Consider the following 16,075-nt stretch of genomic DNA (forward strand, 5'->3'; position numbering starts at 1 on the left):
TCACCTACTTATTGTTTTATGTTGCAATGCTTTATACACATGACTTGGCAATTGAATATTTAGCTTGCTTTGAATAAATTGGCTAGCCCTTAATAATTTTTCTTCATTTATATTTGTTTGTACGCCCATTTTATGGAGCATATGTACTAAATCATCAGTCGCGATATTTCCTGATGCTCCTGGTGCATAAGGACAACCGCCAAGACCGCCACAAGAACTATCAAATGTTGTAATGCCGTACTCTAATGATTTAACAACATTCGCAAGCGCCATCCCGTACGTATTATGAAAATGCATTGCAAATTGAGAAGAATCATATTTTTTTAGTAAATGCTCTAACACACGCTCTACTTGCAATGGATTTGCTACACCAATCGTATCTCCAAGAGAAACTTCATAAATACCGTATGAAAAGAGTTGATTACATAGTTCATCTACAGCATCAATGCTCACGTCTCCTTCATAAGGACAACCAAAAACAGTAGAAACGTAACCTCTTACTCTTTTACCTGCGAACTGTGCTTGCTTTGTAATATCTTGCACGACAGATAATGCTTCTTTAATGGACTTATTGATATTGCTTTTATTATGTGACTCACTTGCTGATAAAAAAACATTCACCTCATCTACATTTTGCAAAAGAGCTCGTTCCAAACCATTTTGATTTGGAACAAGCGCAGCATATGTAACATCTGAATTCCGCTTTAACTCTGCGAATACATCACCCGCATCAGCTAAAGCAGGAATCCATTTTGGGTGAACGAAAGAGGAAACTTCAATATATGATAATCCAGCTTCTGAAAGTAATTGAATCCATTTCACTTTATCTTTTGTGCCAACAATTTGCTTTTCATTTTGCAAACCATCACGTGGTCCCACTTCTTTAATGACAGCAAAAGTAGGTAGCTTCAATACATTTCACCCCTTCTTCTCCCTATTCAATCTCTACTAATACATCTCCTTCATTTACAAAATCGCCCTCTTGCACATTAATTTTCATGACTGTGCCAGCTTCTTCTGAAACGATTGGAATTTCCATTTTCATAGATTCCAAAATGACGACATCCTGTTCTTCTTCTACTGTATCTCCTACTCCCACAACAATTTTCCAAACATTACCTGCCATCGATGCATACACTTTTGTCATCATTTTTTCCCCCTTTAATATTCATGAACCTTATTTTTTTACAAGTTGTTTTGTTACAAAACCTGTTGTATAAATACCACTTTGGAAGACTTCATCTTCTAGCACTTGGAGTAGCATGGATGTATTTGTCTTAATACCTGCTACTTTCAAGTTTTGAAGTGCATCCTGTAATTTTCGAATTGCTTCTTCACGCGTTTCACCATGAGCAATTACTTTTGCAATCATCGGATCATAAAACGGTGTAATTGTCACATTATTTTCTAAAAAGTGATCAATGCGCACTGTTTCTGGTAATGTTATATCCGTAATTTTCCCAGGTGATGGGAAGAATGTTTTTGGATCTTCCGCATAAATACGTGCTTCAATGGCATGACCACTAAGATTTATATCCTCCTGTGTAAAGGAGAGTTTTTCACCAGATGCAATAAGTAATTGTTGTTCTACAAGGTCTAGTCCAGTAATTTCTTCTGTAACAGGATGCTCCACTTGTAATCTTGTGTTCATTTCTAAGAAATAGAAGTTTTTCTTGTCATCTACAAGGAATTCAACAGTACCCGCATTCGTATAACCAAGAGCTTTTGCTGCTTGTATAGCAACTTCTCCCATTTCTTTACGTGTCTCTTCATCTAAAAATGGAGACGGTGCTTCTTCAATCACTTTTTGATTTCGACGCTGTACAGAGCACTCCCGTTCCCATAAATACACTGTATTTCCATGAGTATCAGCTAAAAGCTGAATTTCGATATGATGTGCGTCTGCAATATATCGTTCTAAGTACATTTCACCATTACCAAAGAAGTTTTGCGCACGCGTTTTATTACTTTCAAACGCCTTGGTGAGCGTTTGCTCAGTTTCCATCAACTGCATTCCAATGCCTCCGCCGCCCGCGGATGCCTTCAACATTAATGGATAACCAATTTGTTTTGCGATTTCAATTGCTTCTTCAGCAGTTTCAATATTTGTTGTAATGCCTGGTACAACTGGAACATTTGCCTCTTGCATTGCCAAACGTGATTCAATTTTGCTTCCCATTTTAGCAATAATTTCTTCAGAAGGACCGATAAATACAATCCCTTCTTCTTTACAGCGAATCGCGAAGGAAGGATTTTCTGACAATAATCCATATCCCGGATGAATCGCTTCCGCATTTGTTTTCTTAGCAATTTCAATTATCTTTTCAAGGTTTAAATAACTCTCTTGAACACGCGGGCCACCAACTAAATAAGCCTCATTTGCTAGTTTTACATGAAGTGCATTTTCATCTGCCTCGGAATAAATAGCAACGGTACGAATTCCAAGCTTTCGACAAGTTTTAATAATTCGAACTGCGATTTCCCCGCGATTAGCGATTAATATTTTTTGAAACATAGTGAGTCCTCCTTTTATCTACACCCTAAATGTCTTGCGATTACGAGACGTTGAATTTCAGAAGTTCCTTCACCAATTTCTAAAAGTTTTGCATCACGAATATGACGCTCAACTTCATATTCACGCATATAACCATATCCACCGTGAATTTGCACGGCTTGATTCGCAATACGACTTGCTGCTTCAGATGCAAATAACTTTGCCATAGCTGCTTCTTTACCGAAAGGTTTATCATGATCTTTTAACCAAGCTGCTTTATGTACTAAATTACGTGCCAATTCCACTTCAGTAGCCATATCTGCCAATTTAAATTGAATCGCTTGGAAATTAGAAATCGTTTTTCCGAATTGTTGGCGCTCTTTTGCATATTGAAGTGCACGCTCAAAAGCAGACTGTGCAATCCCTACAGCTAATGCTGCAATTGAAATACGCCCTCCATCAAGTGTATATAAGAATTGTTTAAATCCTTTATTTACATCACCAAGAATATTTTCTTTTGGCACACGAACGCTATCAAGTACGATTTCGCAAGTATTAGAAGCACGAACACCCATCTTATCGTATGGACTTGAAATCGTTAATCCTTCACTATTTGTTGGCACAATAAATGCAGAAATACGTTTTTTACCACTTTCTTCAACACCATTGACAGCGGTTACAATAATTGTATTTGCATACTCAGCATTTGTGATCCAACACTTCTCGCCACTAATCACATATTCATCGCCATCTAAAAATGCTTTTGTTTGTGTGCCACCTGCATCGGATCCAGCATTCGGTTCAGTTAAACCAAAAGCACCTAATGTTTTTCCGGATGCCATTGGTACTAAATACTTCTGCTTTTGTTCTTCTGTACCAAAGTAATAAATTGGAGAAGCACCTAATGAAATTGTTGCAGCATAACTTAAACCTGTACCGCCACAAGCACGGCCAATTTCTTCAACAGCTAACGCGTAAGATAGAGTATCACCGCCAGAACCTCCATACTCTTCTGGGAATGGGATTCCTAATAATCCTAGTTCGCCCATTTTTTGAAACGTTTCATATGGAAATTCAGCTGTTTTGTCATAGTACACAGCTTTTGGTGCGATTTCCTTTTCGGCAAAGTCACGTACCATTTCTTTAATCATTTGTTTTTCGCGAGTTAGAGTAAATTCCATTCCGCTACACACCCCTTATCGAATATTGAGTTTCGACAGCGTGCGAGTCTGTACTACAAACATTACTTTTTAAAAGACAAGAATAGTAGTTAGATAATTGTTATAATTCTGTCATAACTTAATTTTAAAACAGAATCTGTACTCATGCACAAAAAAATTCCTACATTGTTCTACAACAACATAGGAATAATTGTGTCGAATTATGCGATTTTTCTTTAATAATCTCTACCTTTACCTGAATCTGATATTTCCACTAACGCTTCTGGATACGGTTCAAAATATGTTTGTCGTAATAAATAATTTTCTTCGAATCGAATCGCCCATGATTTTAAGATTGTAAGCAAACTGCTAAGTGGAATTTTCTTTTCAGCATACTTGTGAAGCAATTCCAAAAAATGCTCTTTTTCTTGTCTCTTTAACTTCGTTTTAAAGTATCCAAAAATATGCTCACATACATTTATATTCGATGTATAGCGCGGTGTGCGCATTAACAATTCATGCAAAGTCTTCTCATAATTTTCAAAAACAACTTCAATCTTTTCCTTTTTCTGATTCGCGATAATACGCCCTAATTCTTTCTGTTTCACTTGATTATATGCCATAAATAAATATTTATAATCAGACTGAAAATGAATGAGATCTTTCAAGTCTCTATTTTGTTTTAATGTTTTAAAATTAGCGACTGTAAACAGCCGAGTAAAGAAGTGTTCGCGGATAATAAAATTCGACAATCTACCTTCTTCCTCTATTGCAATATGCGAAAATTTTTTTAATACAGCGCCACCAAACAAACCAGTACCCTTCTCTTTTACTGGTGATTTTTCATATCCTGTATAAATTTTCACATCTCTAGTTCCACAACTTGGAGAACGATTCTTTAAAATAAAACCATCAACATCTGGTAAAGAACTTAAAAATTGATCAGAAAAACTTTGCATTCTCTCTGTTATATCTTCTTTTGTTGAAGGTTGTACAAGTTTGTGAATTCCTCTATCTTCAACAACTCGAATCGTTTCACGAGGGATTCCTAATCCGATTTCTACTTCAGGGCATACTGGAATAAATGTAACAAACGGTTGTAAATTTCGAATTGTAATATCAGAAATCATTTCCCCATTATAACGACAAGCATCAAATTCTAGGCATTTACTTACAACAACTGTTGGTTTTGCAAATTGTCGCATTTTATTACCTCCGTGGGGTCAATCCGTATAATATAAATTGAATTGTATTTTCAATTTCTGCTTCATCATCCCAGTCTTCTTCAGGTAATAGTAAAAATCGAGTTAAAATTAACCCCATTATAGCTGATAAAGTAAATCGAATAACTGAAGGAGTTGGCATTTCAATAATTTGTCCTTGTTCCTGAAAATGTACAATTATTTTTTTAAAGCGAGAAAAAAGTTCTTTCTCTACTAATTGTTGTATTTCATTTTTTAATTCTGGTTGAAACGGTACTTCTTGTATTAAAATTTTTAACATCGGAAAATGTTTTCTAGCAAATTCAAATCGATTTTGAATTGCTTTTCTTAAAAATTTTTCATACGTTTCATACGTATTCTCCAGTATTTCTTTTGCAAAAGCTTGTACGAAAAATGGAGCAGCAAACTTTGTTAAAGTTGGCATGACAACCGCCAATAGTAAATCTTTTTTCGTCTTGTAGTAGCGGAAGATTGTTCCTTCCGCTACACCGGCACGCTTTGCAATCTCACTTGTTGAAGTGGATGCATATCCTTTTTGTCCAAACATATCAACCGCCGCTTCTAATATACGCATCTGTCGTTCATTACGCTTATCTGTATCTGCACCAGCGATTAACTCTTCCAACCAATCATTTTTCATTCATCATGCCCCTTTTTATAAAAATTATATTCTACGATGTTTCCTCAAAGCATATACATTCCCTATTGCAAATAATAGCGCAAAAAGAAGTAACACACCAAGATCGCTTGCAATTTCAGTAAATCCTTGATTACGAATCATCACTTGTTTCATCGCATCAGCACCATATGTGAGCGGGAATAACTTCCCAAGCATTTGTAGCCACTTATTCATTGATTCCATTGGGAACAATCCTGAAAAGAAAATTTGCGGCACAATGACAAGTGGGATAAACTGAATCATTTGAAATTCGTTATTGGCGTATGCCGATAAAAAAGTACCTAGTGTTAATGCTGTTAGTGACAGCATACACGTAATTAATAACGTAAGCCAAGGCGATCCTGCTACATATAAATCAAGAATATAAACAGAGAAACTTACAATAATAACGGATTGTATAAACGCAAAAATACCAAATCCAACTATATAACCAACAACAATTTCCCAGCGGCGAACTGGAGTAGATAGCAGTCTTTCCAACGTCCCACTTAAACGTTCTCGTACAAAGGAAACTCCTGATAAAATAAAGACAAAGAAGAATGTGAAAAAGCCAATTAATACCTGTCCTAGTCCATCAAAAATCGTAAAATCTGCGGAACCATGTAAAAAATCAATTTTTGGTTTCATACCAGGCATTTCATTTTTTTCTGTACCCTTTTGCAGTACTTGTAGTACGGCACGATTTTTTGAAGAATCACTACCTTCCAGTAATACATTTATTTTTCCATTTTCTAAAGTTATAATGGCATCTATCTGTTGATTTTCCAACTTAGAACGTGCGTCTTCTTTACTATACTCATAAATGGTAGCGTCTTGCTTTTTCATTGATTCCACTATAAGCGTTGGAATATCTACTAATGCAATATGAGGAGTGTAATCTTTTTGTGTAAACACAAGCGATAATAACCAAAGAAGTAACATAGGAGCTCCAAACATCATTGCAAGTGATCGTTTATCTCGTAGAAACTGGCGAATAATCCGAATAATTACACCACTGACTCTCATGATTCAACCGCTCCTTCCAATAGAAAGACATCTTCAATCCGTCCTGATGAAGTTCGATCTTTTAAATCATTTGGGGTTCCCGTTGCAATTAACTTCCCATCTCTAATTAATCCAAGACGTTCACAAAATTCAGCTTCGTCCATAATATGTGTTGTCACAATAATCGTTGTTCCTTGTTCTTTGAGCTCATAAAATTTCTCCCAAACAGATTTGCGAAGAACTGGATCAATTCCAACAGTTGGTTCATCTAAAATCAATAATTTAGGTTCATGTAGAAGTGCGATAGCAAGTGATAAACGCTTCTTCATTCCACCGGAAAAATGCTGTACTTGTTTTTTAGCATGCTGTGATAATTGAACTAATGTAAATACTTCTTCTATTCTCTCTTTCTTACTCTTTCCTTTTAATCCATACATCGTCGCAATAAAATCTGCATTTTCATAAGCTGATAACTCTTCATACAGGGCATCAGCTTGTGCCATATACCCAATATGCTTCATCTCATTTAAATTAGGCATTTTCGTTCCTAGAGCTGTTACATCACCAGTCGTTGATTCACTAATACCAGCAATCATTTTGATAAGTGTCGTTTTTCCAGAACCCGAGGGACCTACTAAACCAAAAATCTCTTTGTCTGATACAGATAGTGAAATATTGTGTAATACTTCTTTTTTACCAAAACTTTTTGATACATCTTGCAAAATCACAGAAGGTTGCTGCAATAAAATCTCCTCCCTTTTAAAATGAGTGAGTACTCACTTTAATTCTACTCTTGAAGTATTATATGTCAAACTTTATTTATAAGTATTATTTTTTGCTTATTTCCAACAACTAACTTCGGCATACAACAATGAAACAGAGTCGACGATAGAATGAATTTCTCATTGCCGACTCTGTTTCATTTTAAACATTATTTATAAGCTATGTTTCTAAATTTAAATACTTTCTAATCCTAGCAAGATCAAAAGAATACTCAATTACTAATTGCTGTATAGGCAAAATGACTTTTTCAGGATACAAGTGCGCATATTTCAATGTTTCTGTATACTTTTCTAATCTTTTTTCTAAATACTTTACAATTTGTTCAGGGTGATTCACCAATAAACACTGACTATAATAATGAATTTGTTCTTCAATTGCTGTGTATTCCTCAATTTCAAATTCTTTATGCATGTGTACACTCCTTTATAAAAAGTTTTTTATATGCACAAACCATAAACATTCTAATTCAATTAAAAACTGAGTATTTTAATTATTTACACTATATCAAAGAAAGAACGTCAAAATTTGTTATTTTATGTAGTGTAGAACAAATTTAACAAAATTGTAATGGATACTTGTACTTAAAAACACCTATTTTTCCTATAAAGTGAACCTTTAATCAGTGGGGATTTTCTTCATCCCCCACTGATTATTAGCCCTTACCAATCGGGCTTTTACGGGCAGTTGATCCCCCACCTCTCTTCCCCATTTCTCTCTGAATCTTGAGGTGGGGGTCTTACTACCCGTTAATGCGTGATAAACAGTTCCTTTTACTAATATATTTGGGTTTTTATTTTCTATCAAAATAGTTGCATTAGATAAATAAAAAAGTCGTGCAGCTTAATTTAATTGCACGACTACAATTTCTAGTCTGTTAAAAATCCTTATAAAAGTTCTATTAAATATATTTTTAGCACTTCTTATTAATTATGTTATTCATCTTTCAGCAAATGTTTTATTTTGTATTTTTTCAATACGGTATGTGAAATTACTAACTTTACACTTCCTTCCTCCTTAACTACAATTACAGATATCAACTGCATTGTCGCTCTGTAAAGTTTTCTTTATTTTATCTATACCGCAGCAACACATATTGCTTTAAAAGATAGTTTGATTAGAAATCACTCTTTAAATCTTGATTCAGTGCATATTAAAATCCATTATTTTGAATAAAGATTGATCAATCCAATAGCTTCCTTCTAGTTTAGGAACTACTTTTTATAAAAAAGTTTGATTATTTTGATGTTCCTTGTTCAACTAACAGAATCCTAAGTTGAAGTGAACATATTCACAATGTTACATTTCCATTGTGGAATGATAACAACCTCATTTAATTTTAGACCTTATAAACATATAACCCCATCCTAAAAGTAGGACAGGGTTAACATAAGGTTTTTTATTTTTTAATAAAAAACACTTCACCTAACTTAAAACTTGCCAATAAATTCGTTTAGTACTAGGTTACTTCGTCATGAAGTTACTTCTGCACTATCTGGATAAAGTTGCCGCATGTATCGTCGAAGACAGCTATTGTGACTTCGCCCATTTTTGTCGGCTCCATAGTAAACTTCACGCCTTTTTCCAATAATCGTTCGTACTCTTTATTAATATCTGTAACGCCAAACATTGTTGCTGGGATGCCTTCAGCAAATATTTTCTTTTGATACTCTTTTGCGGCAGGATGTTCATTCGGTTCGAGTAAAAGCTCAGTACCGCCCTGATCATCAGGAGAAACAAGCGTTATCCACCTAAATTTTCCTACGGGAACGTCCTCCTTTTTTACAAACCCTAGCTTTTTTGAATAAAACTCCAGTGCCTTGTCTTGATCTTGTACAAATATACTAGTAACAACGATTTTCATATTATTTTTGCCTCCTTTTTTATTTGTGACGCATGTACTGTACTAACAGTCTGGTTTTCCGCAAAAACAACCCACATATTCGTCAGCAAGTCCTGTTACGATATTATAAAATTACTCTATCCATCCTTTCAGTAAGTTTTTAAGTGGTTCGTTGTTAAACATAAGTACTCGATATTTTCCCTTTCGCATTGATTCTACGAGCCCCGCATCTTCCAATGTAGTAAGATGTTTAGCAATCGCCTGTCGCGAAATGGAAAGGTCGTGCTTCATAATAAGACGTGCCGTAAGTTCATACAACGTCAGCTCGTTACGTTCGGATAGTTCGTCTAATATAAGCCGCCGAGTCGAGTCGCCAAGTGCTTTGAATATAGCGTCTTTGTCCCAATTCATATATCAAGTATAAGCAACTATATGGTTGCCGTCAACAATAAGCAACTGTAAAGTTACATGATAAAGGAACCGTATTATGCAATCTTAACAAGTTAAAGTCACATAATTGTAATTTGGAACCATTACAGAAATATAAACTGATTTTCAACAAAAAACTGCCCAAGAACCTCCTTAGGCAGTTCAGCTCATTCTTATTTATGCTAAAGATTTCGTTTCTCTCATTACATCAACAAAGAATCCCCAGTTATTGATAACTGATGAAATACTAATGTGCTCATCTGGTGTATGAACGTTGAAAATATCTGGTCCAAATGAAATCGCATCTAATTCAGGCATTTTTTGAACAAATACACTACATTCAATACCAGCATGTACCGCAAAGATTTCAACGTCTTTATTGTATTTTTCTTTATGCACGTTTTCAAATAATTCACGAATTGGTGACTTCGGATTGTACGGCCATTCTGGGTACTCTGATTCCTTCTCGAACTTTGCTCCAACCAATTCTGCAATATGCTTAATCTCATTTGTAATGTGCTGTTTTAAACTACTTACAGAACTTCTTACTTCATTTCGTAATTTAATTTCATTATGTAATGTTTCAATAACACCTAAATTTGTTGAACTTTCTACAAGTCCTTTAATATCCATACTCATGCTTTGAATACCGTTTGGAATTAGGAATAAAGAAGAAATAAGCTGACTTTGTGTTGTTCTAGCAAATACTTTTTCTACTTTTTCTTCTAATTTTGTAAGAGAAACATGTACATCAGGATCTACAGCACGTAGCTCTTCTTGGAAAATACGTGTCCATTCTTCTACTTTCTCTTCTACCTTTTCTACGTCATTTACAGATAATAAAATTGTTGCAACACTTTCACGTGGAATCGCATTTGTTTTTAATCCACCATGAATGTCACTTATGTTAAATGAAATCTCATTTGATAAATCATGAAGAACGCGCCCTAACACTTTATTCGCATTTCCTCGTTGTTTATCAATTTCCATACCGGAATGACCGCCTTTTAGTCCTCCAACATATAAACGGTATGCTTCTAATTCAGCAGGTGCTTCTTCCCAATCAACAGAAATTGTTTCAACTGCTTTCGCTCCGCCTGCACTGCTCACTAATAATTTATGATCTTCTTCAGAATCGATATTAATAAATATTTTCCCATCAAAGTGCTTTGCATCAACAGCAAAGGCTCCACCCATCGTCGTTTCTTCTTCTGTTGTAATCACAACCTCAAGAGCTGGATGCGGAATATCAGCCGAATCTAATAGTGCTAATGCATAAGCAACCGCAATACCATTATCTGCACCTAAAGTCGTTTGATTTGCATACAGCATGTCCCCAACGATTCGTAGCTCAATTGCATCCTTTTCAAAATCATGAACAGTTGCTTGGTTTTTTTCACAAACCATATCCATATGACCTTGGATAATAATTGCTGGGACATTTTCATAACCGTCAGTTGCTGGCTTTTTAATAATTACGTTTAAAGCTTCATCTTGTACAACTTCTAAATTACGATCTTTTGCAAATTTCACTAGGAAATCACTAATTTCTTTTTCATTACCAGATCCTCTTGGAATCTTTGAAATTTCTGCAAAGTGGTAAAATACCGGGTGCTTTGTTAATTGTTCTAAATTAGAATACATTGTGAAGCTCCTCTCTTAAATACATCTTTGAATTTTAAATCATTCTATTCGTTATCATTATACCACGCTTCATCATGTTACTTTTTATTAAAGATGTAGAGCTATCGCTCCTACTAATCAAGACTCTCCTATACCAATTCAACAGAATAAGGAGAATGATTATGTATTTTACAGAAAACCTCTCATTACCAATTTACGCCCGAATGGAACTTACAAAAAAGCTGCTTCATCAGCAGCTTTCTTCCTAACTATTATATTTTCTCTAATTCACTACCAAGAAACTTCGCAATCTCTAGCATACCGTATTTTCCAACAACTGCTTCCGCGTCAGCATTGTAGTTTGTGTTTGTATTAATGTCATAAGTGAAAATTTCACCATCGGCATTTCGAATAAACTCAATGCCAGCAATTGCGATATCATTTGCAGCCAAAACGGCCTCATATTTTTGAATAATTGGGTCATCAAAGCCCTCAATAATTTGAAACTTCGGTTTTTCCGGGACTTTCTCTCCAACAGGACAGAACAAATCACCAATTTGGCAAGCATCAGCTGGGCATAATTCAAAGCCTTTTGATGTATCGACTTGAACTGCATATACAAATTTCCCACCTACAAACTCACAACGTGTAATGTAAGGCTCAGGAGATTGAATGTATTCTTGAATTAATGTAATACCATCTACTGGCTCTTCAAATGCTGCACTTTCTACGTATTCTTGTAAAGAAACAACAGACTGAAACAGTTGAACGCCTAATCCTTTTCCAGCACGGTTATGCTTCGTAATAAATGGACGTCCTTCAAATTGCGCTGCCGCTTCTATAATATGATCCTTACCAACAGCTGCAATTGTCTTAGGTGTCCGGATTCCTTGTGCATTCAGTGCCATATATTGCCCGACTTTACTTACTTCAAGCTGCAATGCTCTGCTTCCATTGAATATTTTTCGATTATACCTCTCTAACCAAGCAAGGGCAGCACCCGTAAACTCTGGTGCAAAGCGGTGATTTCTTGTATGAGAAGAAGCACTCATACGGTTATAAAATATGCCCTGCGGCGGAACAGACGAAAGATCCACATTCCCTTTGTCTAAATGCCATTCTTCATAAGGAAGACCGAGTTCTTCCAATCTTCTCGTTAGATGTCTTGTCCATTCTGCGTTTTCATGAATAACGTAAATCTTTTTCAAGGGAATACCTTCTTTCTAAAATGTGATTGTATTCATTATACTATTTTTAGTAATCTGCAAAATACTAATTTTAAGACAACTTAATCTTAATACAAAAAAGCGAAAAACAATACAAAGCGCCTTTCGTTTTTTACTAGATAACAAAGTCCATCAGATCAAAGCTCCTTTATGTACTTCGTAAGTTACTAGATTTTGAGGAATTCGGAGCAGGAATGAAAAAGAAATAAAAAAAGAAAATGCTTTTATACATTTTCTTTTAATTTTTTCCCTTGCATATATTTTGATGCATCATGATTCATGAGCTTTTCTAGTCGATTAATATTTTCTGTTAATGCACCTTTCACAAGAGAGAAATCTGTATTCGATGCTTCTTTTTTTTCTTTAAAAAAAGCAAGTTTTTGTTGTTTCATTTCTTGCATTTTTTCCTCCCCCTTTATAAAAAAGATACAATCTTTCTCTCTTCATTATATCTCAAATATAAATCAGACGTTATCCTTTTCTTTTTAATTCTTCTTCTAACTCTTCTACTTGTTGCATTGTATCTCCTTTTATTAAAGAGAAATCTGTTGTATCCTCTGTTTCTTCTTTGAAAAATTCATTGCTATATTCTTTTTCCACTACAATCACCTCTACCTGCTAGTGTTGGGATGATTGTCCAAATTTATTCAATTATGTTTCATTTTCACGAACTTTGTCCATATTTATGTATGAAAGAAAGGACAGAAACTTTTGCTTCTGTCCTATTTACTAAAATAACTATGCTGAATCGTTAAATTATATACATTTTCAAAATCTCGATCTTGAAGATTGTTCTTTTGACCATCAATAACAATACAAACATCTTTTACTATTTTCGCTGGTATGATACCGACATTTTCTACTTGAACAGCTTTTTGTTCATTTAATTGCGCTATATGTTCTAAAGGTACTGTGATACTAAACTGAGAGCGAATGCCACGGAAATTTGTATTTAATTCATCAGCTGTCACAAAGACAACGATTTTTGCTCCAATTTTTTCAGCATACGTATCAAGAAATACATTTAAACTTTGTGCATACTCAGCCTCTGCTCTCCACTCCATCGTACCAAATGCTGTGGGGTTTACATTTTGAATGATTGTCGTATAAATCTCTCCCCTTGCTTTTGAAGCGATTAATGATCGTTTAATGGACTGAACAGTCTTTCCGATATCACTAAACTTCGCTCCCCATATCTCCGAAATATTTGGAGTTAAAATAAAGGCAATATCGACAAATATAACCATCGCAACGAACATTAAAATGTTTTTCCAGAGGGTTAAATCAATTCCTTTCACCATGAAATAAATTGTGACTGAAGTAATAAACACACCATACCATGTTTTTCGAATAAGCTGCTTTTTTTCTTCATACACCTCTTCATTTTTCCAATAAAAGAAGATAAGAAATAAAAAAACTAGTACAAGAAAAAACAAACCAATTCGAATGTTAGAGACTGTCAATCACATCACCCTCCATTCAAAAACTTCTCACGATATCATTACATGCTCAACTTTCTCTCATTATGACAAAAGACATGGACAACCTTCTAAAGTAAGCAGCGCCGCATATACTAAAAAGAAATCCACGTCTTTTATAATGAATCTACATTGTATATGCAGACAAGCCTGCATTTCAAATTCCCAAAAATATTTTTTACAAAGATATATGTTTTGGAATTACACCTTCAGGTACTTCTCCATCCATGCTTAAATAATAATGACGAATAGGTTGTAAATTTTCATCTAATTCATACACAAGAGGGATACTCGTTGGAATATTTAATGATACTACCCCATCGTTCGATAAATTATCTAAATATTTTACAAGCGAACGAATTGTATTCCCATGCGATGAAATGATTACTTTTTGACTGGATTTTAATGTTGGTGCGATTTCCTTATGCCAAAAATCCAACACTCTTTTTTCTGTGTCTTCTAGACATTCTGTAAGGGGAAATTCTTCTTTTTTAAGCAGCTTATACATTGGGTCAGCAATTTCATACCTTGGATCATCTTCAGTAAGAGCCGGCGGTCTCACATCCGTACTTCGTCTCCATATATGAACTTGTTCATCTCCATATTTCTTTGCTGTCTCATCTTTATTTAATCCTTGCAACGCACCGTAATGTCTCTCATTTAACTTCCATGATTTATGTACGGGAACCCAAGCCAGATCCATTTCATGCAGAATAATCCAAAGTGTTCGAATTGCCCGTTTTAAAACAGAACTATACGCAACATCAAATATATATCCATTGTTTTTTAATATTGCACCTGCTTCTCGTGCTTCGTTTAATCCATTTTCTGATAAATCTACATCTGTCCATCCCGTAAATCTGTTTTCAAGATTCCATAAACTTTGTCCGTGACGAATAAGTACAAGTTTTATCATCATAATTCCCCTTTCGGAAATAACAATTTAAATTTTACAATACGTACACGTCATAAAGTATCTAGTAATGTTTATTTTTTATCCATGTATTCTATGATTCCCTCATAGTTGCCAAAATACATAGATAAAACCAATTCTTTTTCAAACTTTAAAAACAGAGGAATGAATCATTTCCTTATTTTTGATCAACGAGTTGTTCACGTTTGGAGAGCCATGCATCAAAGCCGAAACGACTATTTGCTAGTTCTGTCATCACTTGATGCCAATGTTCTTCACACGTTTCACCAAATTTTGAAAAAATACTTCCCATTTGTTTTCTTTGCACGTCGCTTAGTTTTCTCTCTAGCTCTGCTCCTTCTTTCGTGAGGACAAGTTGTTTCACACGACGATCATGTTCTGCTTCATTACTTTCGATAAGCCCCTTTTCAAGAAGCTGACGAAGTGGTCCGTGAAGAGCTTGTTTACTTATTTCTAACAGAGATAACAATTCATTTATACTGAGCCCTGGAAAGCGAGCAATAAAAAATAAAATTCGGTGATGTACGCGCTGTATACCATATTCTTTTATAATTTCATCTGGTTTTTCTGTAAATGTTTTATATGCAAAATAAAACAATGCAAGCGCCTGATTCATTTGTTCTTCTTTATGTTGTGTCATCTACTTTCCCCCTATATGTAAATTATACCACAATTTATCTTGGGAATATTAGATCGTCTATTCAACTTAAAAAGGAGAATCATTTAATGAAACAACTTAGGGATTGAACCCATCTTTGATGTATCAACAACGCACCTTCTTTCATGCTGCCGTAATTTCAATATACTTTTGTTTAACTTTCTTCTTTTCGCAAATTGAACTACCTTTCACATCACTTACCTTCAATTTTAGAATGCTCTATGCCAAATTCTCGATATTCCATGTGCTTAAACTTTTCTTTTTTACTTGATTGCTTTGCTTTTTCCATTCACCTAATTAACCTTTTCATACTTTCATTCCACACATGTCCTTTTATTAAAATAAAAAGAGCACTATCCATAGTTCATACCACTCTAATGATTTGGCGTCTTCTAATTTTCTACCCGGACTATATTCGTTGCGATAGGTAAGACTTTGAAGTTATCTCCATCTTTTCCCCCGCTTAGCACTGTACGTGCGACTTTCATCGCATACAGCGCCCCATCTTATCCTTTTATACTAAAGCAACTAGATTACAAACAATGTTGTACTCACCAACGTATT

Annotated in this window: 18 protein-coding genes; all 18 read right to left on the reverse strand. The window is 34.9% G+C overall.

Annotated features, from left to right (window positions below; translation table 11 throughout):
• Nucleotides 1–912, reverse strand: a complete 912-nt coding sequence (locus KFD70_RS22860; protein ID WP_336454031.1) for a hydroxymethylglutaryl-CoA lyase — start codon at nt 910–912, stop codon at nt 1–3.
• A 22-nt stretch (nt 913–934) separates the two neighbouring features.
• Entirely contained in the window at nt 935–1,150 is a 216-nt protein-coding gene (locus KFD70_RS22865) for an acetyl-CoA carboxylase biotin carboxyl carrier protein subunit (protein ID WP_002056745.1), read from the reverse strand.
• A gap of 27 nt (nt 1,151–1,177) precedes the next feature.
• The gene (locus tag KFD70_RS22870; RefSeq protein ID WP_336454032.1) at nt 1,178–2,515 is read right to left on the reverse strand and encodes an acetyl-CoA carboxylase biotin carboxylase subunit; all 1,338 of its coding nucleotides are present in this window, start codon (nt 2,513–2,515) and stop codon (nt 1,178–1,180) included.
• Between the two features lie 14 nt (nt 2,516–2,529).
• Nucleotides 2,530–3,675, reverse strand: coding sequence for an acyl-CoA dehydrogenase (locus KFD70_RS22875; protein ID WP_336454033.1), 1,146 nt, complete (start codon nt 3,673–3,675; stop codon nt 2,530–2,532).
• Nucleotides 3,676–3,890: 215 nt separating this feature from the next.
• The gene (locus KFD70_RS22880) at nt 3,891–4,859 is read right to left on the reverse strand and encodes a YbgA family protein (protein WP_431613424.1); all 969 of its coding nucleotides are present in this window, start codon (nt 4,857–4,859) and stop codon (nt 3,891–3,893) included.
• Between the two features lie 4 nt (nt 4,860–4,863).
• Nucleotides 4,864–5,517, reverse strand: a complete 654-nt coding sequence (locus KFD70_RS22885; protein ID WP_336454034.1) for a TetR/AcrR family transcriptional regulator — start codon at nt 5,515–5,517, stop codon at nt 4,864–4,866.
• A gap of 24 nt (nt 5,518–5,541) precedes the next feature.
• A complete protein-coding gene (locus tag KFD70_RS22890) occupies nt 5,542–6,561 on the reverse strand; it encodes an ABC transporter permease (RefSeq protein ID WP_336454035.1) in 1,020 nt (339 codons plus the stop codon).
• Nucleotides 6,558–7,283, reverse strand: coding sequence for an ABC transporter ATP-binding protein (locus KFD70_RS22895; RefSeq protein ID WP_336454036.1), 726 nt, complete (start codon nt 7,281–7,283; stop codon nt 6,558–6,560). Before KFD70_RS22895 ends, KFD70_RS22890 begins: the two co-directional genes overlap by 4 nt.
• Before the next feature lie 199 nt (nt 7,284–7,482).
• Nucleotides 7,483–7,734, reverse strand: a complete 252-nt coding sequence (locus tag KFD70_RS22900) for a hypothetical protein (RefSeq protein ID WP_207994510.1) — start codon at nt 7,732–7,734, stop codon at nt 7,483–7,485.
• A 1,066-nt stretch (nt 7,735–8,800) separates the two neighbouring features.
• On the reverse strand, nt 8,801–9,184 hold the full coding sequence (locus KFD70_RS22905; RefSeq protein ID WP_336454037.1) for a VOC family protein: 384 nt from the start codon (nt 9,182–9,184) through the stop codon (nt 8,801–8,803).
• 111 nt (nt 9,185–9,295) lie between these two features.
• The gene (locus KFD70_RS22910) at nt 9,296–9,574 is read right to left on the reverse strand and encodes an ArsR/SmtB family transcription factor (protein ID WP_336454038.1); all 279 of its coding nucleotides are present in this window, start codon (nt 9,572–9,574) and stop codon (nt 9,296–9,298) included.
• Between the two features lie 195 nt (nt 9,575–9,769).
• A complete protein-coding gene (locus KFD70_RS22915; RefSeq protein WP_336454039.1) occupies nt 9,770–11,236 on the reverse strand; it encodes an aminoacyl-histidine dipeptidase in 1,467 nt (488 codons plus the stop codon).
• 251 nt (nt 11,237–11,487) lie between these two features.
• Entirely contained in the window at nt 11,488–12,423 is a 936-nt protein-coding gene (locus KFD70_RS22920) for an ATP-grasp domain-containing protein (RefSeq protein ID WP_336454040.1), read from the reverse strand.
• A gap of 242 nt (nt 12,424–12,665) precedes the next feature.
• On the reverse strand, nt 12,666–12,842 hold the full coding sequence (gene spoIISB / locus KFD70_RS22925) for a stage II sporulation protein SB (RefSeq protein WP_174099725.1): 177 nt from the start codon (nt 12,840–12,842) through the stop codon (nt 12,666–12,668).
• A 70-nt stretch (nt 12,843–12,912) separates the two neighbouring features.
• On the reverse strand, nt 12,913–13,041 hold the full coding sequence (locus KFD70_RS22930; RefSeq protein ID WP_033671175.1) for a hypothetical protein: 129 nt from the start codon (nt 13,039–13,041) through the stop codon (nt 12,913–12,915).
• A gap of 122 nt (nt 13,042–13,163) precedes the next feature.
• On the reverse strand, nt 13,164–13,904 hold the full coding sequence (locus tag KFD70_RS22935; protein WP_336454041.1) for a type II toxin-antitoxin system SpoIISA family toxin: 741 nt from the start codon (nt 13,902–13,904) through the stop codon (nt 13,164–13,166).
• Nucleotides 13,905–14,097: 193 nt separating this feature from the next.
• Nucleotides 14,098–14,835, reverse strand: a complete 738-nt coding sequence (gene gpmA, locus KFD70_RS22940) for a 2,3-diphosphoglycerate-dependent phosphoglycerate mutase (RefSeq protein ID WP_336454042.1) — start codon at nt 14,833–14,835, stop codon at nt 14,098–14,100.
• A 175-nt stretch (nt 14,836–15,010) separates the two neighbouring features.
• Nucleotides 15,011–15,493, reverse strand: a complete 483-nt coding sequence (locus tag KFD70_RS22945; protein WP_336454043.1) for a MarR family winged helix-turn-helix transcriptional regulator — start codon at nt 15,491–15,493, stop codon at nt 15,011–15,013.
• Nucleotides 15,494–16,075 lie beyond the last annotated feature (582 nt).

Origin of the sequence: Bacillus pfraonensis, assembly GCF_050768835.1 — a bacterium.
Classification (GTDB): domain Bacteria; phylum Bacillota; class Bacilli; order Bacillales; family Bacillaceae_G; genus Bacillus_A; species Bacillus_A pfraonensis.

Excerpts from the sequence above, each read along its gene's own strand:
- KFD70_RS22865 (WP_002056745.1), bottom strand. The coding sequence starts at position 1,150 with ATGATGACAAAAGTGTATGCATCGATGGCAGGTAATGTTTGGAAAATT.
- KFD70_RS22870 (WP_336454032.1), bottom strand. The coding sequence starts at position 2,515 with ATGTTTCAAAAAATATTAATCGCTAATCGCGGGGAAATCGCAGTTCGA.
- KFD70_RS22875 (WP_336454033.1), bottom strand. The coding sequence starts at position 3,675 with ATGGAATTTACTCTAACTCGCGAAAAACAAATGATTAAAGAAATGGTA.
- KFD70_RS22880 (WP_431613424.1), bottom strand. The coding sequence starts at position 4,859 with ATGCGACAATTTGCAAAACCAACAGTTGTTGTAAGTAAATGCCTAGAA.
- KFD70_RS22885 (WP_336454034.1), bottom strand. The coding sequence starts at position 5,517 with ATGAAAAATGATTGGTTGGAAGAGTTAATCGCTGGTGCAGATACAGAT.
- KFD70_RS22890 (WP_336454035.1), bottom strand. The coding sequence starts at position 6,561 with ATGAGAGTCAGTGGTGTAATTATTCGGATTATTCGCCAGTTTCTACGA.
- KFD70_RS22900 (WP_207994510.1), bottom strand. The coding sequence starts at position 7,734 with ATGCATAAAGAATTTGAAATTGAGGAATACACAGCAATTGAAGAACAA.
- KFD70_RS22905 (WP_336454037.1), bottom strand. The coding sequence starts at position 9,184 with ATGAAAATCGTTGTTACTAGTATATTTGTACAAGATCAAGACAAGGCA.
- KFD70_RS22910 (WP_336454038.1), bottom strand. The coding sequence starts at position 9,574 with ATGAATTGGGACAAAGACGCTATATTCAAAGCACTTGGCGACTCGACT.
- KFD70_RS22915 (WP_336454039.1), bottom strand. The coding sequence starts at position 11,236 with ATGTATTCTAATTTAGAACAATTAACAAAGCACCCGGTATTTTACCAC.
- spoIISB (WP_174099725.1), bottom strand. The coding sequence starts at position 12,842 with ATGCAAGAAATGAAACAACAAAAACTTGCTTTTTTTAAAGAAAAAAAA.
- gpmA (WP_336454042.1), bottom strand. The coding sequence starts at position 14,835 with ATGATAAAACTTGTACTTATTCGTCACGGACAAAGTTTATGGAATCTT.
- KFD70_RS22945 (WP_336454043.1), bottom strand. The coding sequence starts at position 15,493 with ATGACACAACATAAAGAAGAACAAATGAATCAGGCGCTTGCATTGTTT.